Origin of the sequence: Caballeronia sp. (genome assembly GCF_028292365.1) — a bacterium.
Lineage (GTDB): Bacteria > Pseudomonadota > Gammaproteobacteria > Burkholderiales > Burkholderiaceae > Caballeronia.
In genome coordinates this window covers 1-5,450 of sequence record NZ_JAQGMM010000456.1, presented here as the reverse complement: position 1 = coordinate 5,450, position 5,450 = coordinate 1, and the positions used below count along the sequence as shown (strand labels likewise).

Annotated in this window: 8 protein-coding genes; 2 read left to right on the top strand and 6 right to left on the bottom strand. The window is 59.7% G+C overall.

Annotated features, from left to right (window positions below; translation table 11 throughout):
- A partial coding sequence (locus JWR14_RS26845; protein ID WP_299714688.1) for an amino acid--tRNA ligase-related protein occupies positions 1-200 on the top strand: 200 nt, incomplete at its 5' end.
- Between the two features lie 316 nt (positions 201-516).
- Complete coding sequence (locus tag JWR14_RS26840) at positions 517-1,275, top strand: glycine zipper 2TM domain-containing protein (protein WP_299714685.1); 759 nt, start codon at positions 517-519, stop codon at positions 1,273-1,275.
- A gap of 118 nt (positions 1,276-1,393) precedes the next feature.
- Here JWR14_RS26840 and iscX read toward each other — a convergent pair whose 3' ends face one another.
- The 6 genes from iscX to JWR14_RS26810 form a co-directional block, all read right to left on the bottom strand.
- Positions 1,394-1,591, bottom strand: a complete 198-nt coding sequence (iscX, locus tag JWR14_RS26835; RefSeq protein WP_031363898.1) for a Fe-S cluster assembly protein IscX — start codon at positions 1,589-1,591, stop codon at positions 1,394-1,396.
- A gap of 37 nt (positions 1,592-1,628) precedes the next feature.
- Entirely contained in the window at positions 1,629-1,970 is a 342-nt protein-coding gene (gene fdx, locus JWR14_RS26830; protein WP_299714680.1) for an ISC system 2Fe-2S type ferredoxin, read from the bottom strand.
- A gap of 54 nt (positions 1,971-2,024) precedes the next feature.
- Positions 2,025-3,890 carry a Fe-S protein assembly chaperone HscA gene (gene hscA, locus JWR14_RS26825; protein ID WP_299714677.1) on the bottom strand — a complete coding sequence of 622 codons (1,866 nt, stop codon included), beginning with the start codon at positions 3,888-3,890 and terminating at the stop codon, positions 2,025-2,027.
- Positions 3,891-3,964: 74 nt separating this feature from the next.
- Positions 3,965-4,489 (bottom strand): Fe-S protein assembly co-chaperone HscB, encoded by a 525-nt coding sequence (gene hscB, locus JWR14_RS26820; RefSeq protein ID WP_299714674.1) that lies wholly within the window; start codon positions 4,487-4,489, stop codon positions 3,965-3,967.
- A 94-nt stretch (positions 4,490-4,583) separates the two neighbouring features.
- On the bottom strand, positions 4,584-4,907 hold the full coding sequence (iscA, locus tag JWR14_RS26815) for an iron-sulfur cluster assembly protein IscA (RefSeq protein WP_299714671.1): 324 nt from the start codon (positions 4,905-4,907) through the stop codon (positions 4,584-4,586).
- A 153-nt stretch (positions 4,908-5,060) separates the two neighbouring features.
- On the bottom strand, positions 5,061-5,450 hold a 390-nt coding region (locus JWR14_RS26810; RefSeq protein ID WP_299714668.1), incomplete at its 5' end, for an iron-sulfur cluster assembly scaffold protein.

Genomic DNA, 5,450 nt, shown 5'->3' with positions numbered 1-5,450 from the left:
TCCAGAAACAAGTCGACCAGAAGGATGCCGGCGACGAGGAAGCCATGTTCTACGACGCCGACTACATTCGCGCGCTGGAACACGGCATGCCGCCTACAGGCGGCTGCGGCATTGGTATCGACCGGCTAGTCATGCTGCTGACCGATAGTCCGAGCATCCGCGACGTGATCCTGTTCCCGCATCTGCGTCGCGAAGACTGATCGCACGCGGTGACGGCAAGTTTGTAAAAAAGGCGCTGTCGCGCCTTTTTTTCGTTCCGAAGAACGATTGAATTTGTAACTTTCGGTAAAAGCCGCCGACCCGCGCTACCGCTCGACGTGGGTCTGATCTGGAAAACCCTTATAAAACAAGGCCGCTCGGTGTGTGTTCAAGCCGGTGCGTTTCTTGCGTCTGATGGATGCCTGGAAACGTTACAAATTGACAAACCTTACGCTTCAGATTGTTCGACACTGCTTTCGTAAATGAGCAATGTCACAACCGGTAACGCCACACTCTGCCTTGAGACGGAGGTCAAAAATGGATAACAGCAACAACAACATGACCACATCGAATTCACCGAATCCTGGTGCGCCACGCCAGCGCAAGATTCATCCGCTCGTAGCAACCGCCGCGGGCGCGGTGATCATTGCCAGTCTTGCCGCTACGGCAGCCGTCACCGGCCTGTTCCCGAAAGCGTCGAGTACATCACCGACCAACGATCAGACCCAGGCGGCGCAAGTTGCCACACAACCGGCAACGCAACCCGCCGAACCGACTGCTGCTCAGCAACAGCAGGCACAGCAGGAGCAGCTTGCACAACAGCAAGCCCAGCAGCGCGCGGCGGCCCAGGCTGCTCAGCAGGCCCAGCAACAGCAACAGCCGGCGCCTCAAGTGGCGCAGCAGCAGCCTGTACCGGTACAGCAACCCAATTACGCACAACAAGCCCCTGCCCAGCCCGCTTATTGTTCAACTTGCGGTACGGTAGAAGCAATTTCGGCCGTGCGGCATGAAGGCCAGGGAACCGGGATTGGTGCGGTAGGCGGCGCGGTCGCAGGCGGTCTTATCGGTAATCAGTTCGGACGCGGAGGCGGTCGTACCGGCATGACGATTCTCGGCGCGCTCGGCGGCGGTCTCGGCGGCAACGCGGTCGAAAAACATCTGCGCAGCACCACCGACTATTCGGTGCGCGTGCATATGGAAAGCGGCAAGACGCGTTACTTCACTTATCACCAGGCGCCGCCGTTTAACCAGGGTCAGCGCGTACGTATCGAAAACGGTACGCTGGTAGCAGGCTGAGCGGTAACGCGCATTCAAGCGCCCGCATAAAAGCAAAACGGCGATTCCTGATGGAATCGCCGTTTTGCTTTATCTGCATTGATTAGCTCAACTGCCTGCGCCAGAACGTGCGCCGGTTTTAATAATCCGCGTCTTCAATCCACGCCGCCTGGATCGCTTCGAGAATCTTCTCGTTGGAACGCTCAGGGTCGTCGTCGAACCCCGGTAGCTCCGTCACCCAGCGGTGCAAATCCGTAAATCGCACGAATTGCGGATCGACGTTTTGATGCGCGTCGGTCAGTGCCATCGCGATATCCTGCGTGTCTGTCCACTTCATGGCGAGCGCTCCTGTCTCAATGGTCGCTGATTTAAGTTCAGTGATTCTCTTTGGCGTGATTGATGGAGTAGCGCGGGATCTCGACAACCAGGTCCTCGTCTACGGGCGCCATCGCCTGACATGATAACCGCGACGTCGGCTCAAGTCCCCAAGCCTTGTCGAGCAAATCGTCCTCGTCTTCTTCCGACGGCACAAGCGCGTTAAAACCCTCGCGGATGATCACGTGACAGGTCGTGCACGCGCACGATTTTTCGCACGCATGCTCAATCTCGATGCCGTTGTCCAACAGGTTGTCGCAAATGCTCTTCGACGTATCCGCGTCGATCACAGCACCGTCAGGACACAATTCCACGTGAGGTAATACTACGATCTGGGGCATGAATTTCTTTCCGTTCTTTGTACGTGAGAGGCTCGGCGCGTCCGTGGCGATCCGTCAGACTTCGTCGAGCCTGCGGCCGGCAAGCGCGCGGCGAATGCTTTTGTTCATGCGACGGGCAGCGAATTCATCGGTGGCGGCGGCAAGCTCCTTCGTCGCCGTCTCGATCGCATCGACGCTGTCGCCGGCCATGACTGCCGCGAGCTTGACAATGAGCGCGTCAATGTTGACCCGTTCCGCTTCGTCCAGCAGTTCACCGTCCACGCCGAGCGCCGCCTGCGACGCTTCCACCAGCCGTTGCGCGTCGACCTGCGCCTCGCGCAACGCGCGGGCGCGCATGTCGACCTCGGCAGTCGTGAAACTTTCTTCCAGCATGCGCGCGACGTCGTCATCGGCGAGACCGTAGGATGGCTTAACCACCACCGACGCCTCTACTCCGGACAATTGCTCACGCGCAAAGACCGACAACAACCCATCCGCGTCCACCTGGTACGTCACGCGAATGCGCGCAGCGCCGGCGGCCATCGCGGGAATACCGCGCAACTCGAAGCGCGCGAGCGACCGGCAGTCCGAGACCAGCTCGCGCTCGCCTTGCACGACGTGGATTGCCATCGCCGTCTGGCCGTCTTTGAAGGTGGTGAAATCCTGCGCGCGCGCGACCGGAATGGTCGAGTTGCGCGGGATGATCTTCTCGGTCAATCCGCCCATGGTCTCAACGCCGAGCGACAGCGGGATGACATCGAGCAGCAGCCAGTCATCGCCTTCGCCGCGACGATTTCCCGCCAGCAAATCCGCCTGGATCGCGGCACCAAGCGCTACAACCTGATCCGGATCGAGATTGGTCAACGGCGGCTGGCCGAAGTACGTTTCCACTGCGCGGCGGATCACCGGCATGCGCGTGGCGCCGCCAACGAGCACCACACCCTTGATCTCCGCGGGCGCCACTTTGGCATCGCGCAAAGCCTTGCGCGTGGGCGTCAAGGTCCGGGCGACCAGCGCTTCAGTCAGTGCGGCAAAGTCGCTTTCGGTGATAGTGAAATCGATTTTCCGATCATCGGACAACGTGACCTGAATGGTGGCCTCAGAGGCATCCGACAGCGCTTCCTTAGCCGTACGCACGCGGTCGAGCAGCAGACGCACGTCTTCCGGGGAAGCGGGCGTCAGCTTGGATTTCACCAGCACGTGCCGATACAGCACCGCGTCGAAGTCGTCGCCGCCGAGCGCCGAATCGCCGCCCGCCGCGAGCACTTCGAACACGCCTTTGGTGAGCTTGAGAATCGATAGATCGAAGGTCCCGCCGCCCAGGTCATACACGGCGTACAAACCTTCGGATGCGTTGTCCAGTCCGTACGCAATCGCCGCGGCAGTCGGTTCGTTCAAGAGGCGCAGCACGTTCAAACCGGCGAGTTTCGCCGCGTCTTTCGTGGCTTGCCGCTGGGCTTCATCGAAGTAAGCAGGCACCGTGATCACCGCGCCGACCAGTTCGTCGGCAAGCGTGTCTTCCGCGCGATGTCGCAGCGTGGCCAAAATTTCCGCCGATACTTCCACCGGGCTTTTCACGCCATCGATAGTACGAATCTGCACCATGCCCGGTGCATCGACGAAATCGTACGGTGCGTTCTCTGCCCCTTCCACTTCGCTCTTGCCGCGGCCCATGAAACGCTTCACCGACACAATGGTATTGCGCGGATCGAGCGCTGCTTCTTCCTTCGCGACACGGCCGATACGCCGGCCGCCCTTCTCCAGATACCGGACCACCGACGGCAACAGGTAATGGCCGTCTTCGTCGGGCAGCACTTCGGCCACGCTGTTGCGCACGGCGGCGACCAGCGAATTGGTCGTACCAAGGTCAATGCCCACAGCTACCCGCCGCTGATGCGGCGCCGGAGCCATGCCGGGTTCTGAAATTTGCAGTAAAGCCATCGTTGATCTATTGGGGGTTGGTGACGCCCGTAGGTGTCGTCTGGTTTTGTCTGGAACGCGGTGCCTGGGCACACTCAGTCGAGCTTCTCGATCTGCACGCCGATCTCGCTCGCCACGCGTTCAATAAACATCAGCTGGCGCACGGCTTCGCTCGCCGCCTGGTCCGAGTGGCTGTCGATCAACGCCGCCAGTTTCTCGAAGCGGATGCGTTCCTGATCGCGCAGTTCATGAAGCAAAGCTTCGAGCGCGCCAAGATTTTTGGCGTCGGCCGCGTCTTCGATGTTTTCGCGCCATTCCATTTGCTGCATCAGGAAGGCGGGTTCCATTGCGGTGTTGTTCTCTGCATCGGCATGCACGCCGCGCAGTGACAACATATACGTTGCCCGTTTCAGCGGATCGCGTAGCGTCTGGTAAGCCTCGTTTGCCCGCGTGGCCCACTGCATCGCGACCCGTTTTTGCGCGTCGCCAGCGGCCGCAAAACGATCGGGATGCACCTGTGCCTGCACCGTGCGATACGCGTCATCGAGCTTTTTTGCATCGATGGCGTAGGTCGGCGGGAGGTCGAACAGATCGAAGTGACTGTCGTTGAGCGTTGCCATGGTGGAAGAATGAGCAGGAACAAGAAACGTTGAAAACCAGCGGTGCTAAAGAAAAAGGCGGCACGCGCCGCCTCTTTGCTGTTCTTTTACGAAGCTATACGCGAAAAGATTCGCCGCAACCGCACTCGTCTTTCACGTTTGGGTTGTTGAACTTGAATCCTTCGTTCAGCCCTTCACGCGCGAAATCCAGCTCGGTGCCGTCGATATAAGCCAGACTCTTTGGATCGACAATGATCTTCACGCCGGCCGACTCGAACACCTTGTCTTCCGGTGCGAGCTCGTCCACATATTCGAGCTTGTAAGCGAGGCCCGAGCAGCCGGTCGTGCGCACGCCGACGCGCAGGCCAACGCCCTTGCCGCGTCGAACCAGATACTTCTGCACGTGCTGTGCTGCCTTGTCCGTCATCGTGATTGCCATAGTCTCTCTTCGGCAGCCGCTGGTCCGGAGTCAGTCGTTTCTCCGGCCGCAAACTGCAGCCTTGCTTTGAATCGAAAACCAGAGCGCCCGATCAACACGATACCGAAGCGCCCTTCCCGAATATTGCGATCCTGCGAGTCCCGCTTAAGCCGCTTAAGCCGCGTGTTGCTTGGACTCAACCGGAGCAGCTTCCGACGTGCTCGCGCCATGACGTTGCTTGTAGTCAGCAACGGCGGCCTTGATTGCGTCTTCAGCAAGGATCGAACAGTTTTTCTTCACCGGCGGCAGCGCCAGTTCTTCGGCGATGTGCGTGTTCTTGATCGTCAGCGCCTGATCCAGCGTCTTGCCCTTCACCCACTCGGTCACGAGCGAGCTGGAAGCAATAGCCGAACCGCAGCCGTACGTCTTGAACTTCGCATCTTCGATTACGCCATCCGCACCCACGCGGATCTGCAGCTTCATCACGTCGCCGCAGGCCGGCGGACCGACCATGCCGGTGCCAACGGTGTCGTCGTCCTTGCCGAACGAACCAACATTGAGCGG

Bases quoted from the DNA above. Each gene is read 5' to 3' on its own strand.
- iscA (WP_299714671.1), bottom strand. From the start codon at position 4,907: ATGGCAATCACGATGACGGACAAGGCAGCACAGCACGTGCAGAAGTAT.
- iscX (WP_031363898.1), bottom strand. From the start codon at position 1,591: ATGAAGTGGACAGACACGCAGGATATCGCGATGGCACTGACCGACGCG.
- hscB (WP_299714674.1), bottom strand. From the start codon at position 4,489: ATGGCAACGCTCAACGACAGTCACTTCGATCTGTTCGACCTCCCGCCG.
- hscA (WP_299714677.1), bottom strand. From the start codon at position 3,890: ATGGCTTTACTGCAAATTTCAGAACCCGGCATGGCTCCGGCGCCGCAT.
- JWR14_RS26840 (WP_299714685.1), top strand. From the start codon at position 517: ATGGATAACAGCAACAACAACATGACCACATCGAATTCACCGAATCCT.
- fdx (WP_299714680.1), bottom strand. From the start codon at position 1,970: ATGCCCCAGATCGTAGTATTACCTCACGTGGAATTGTGTCCTGACGGT.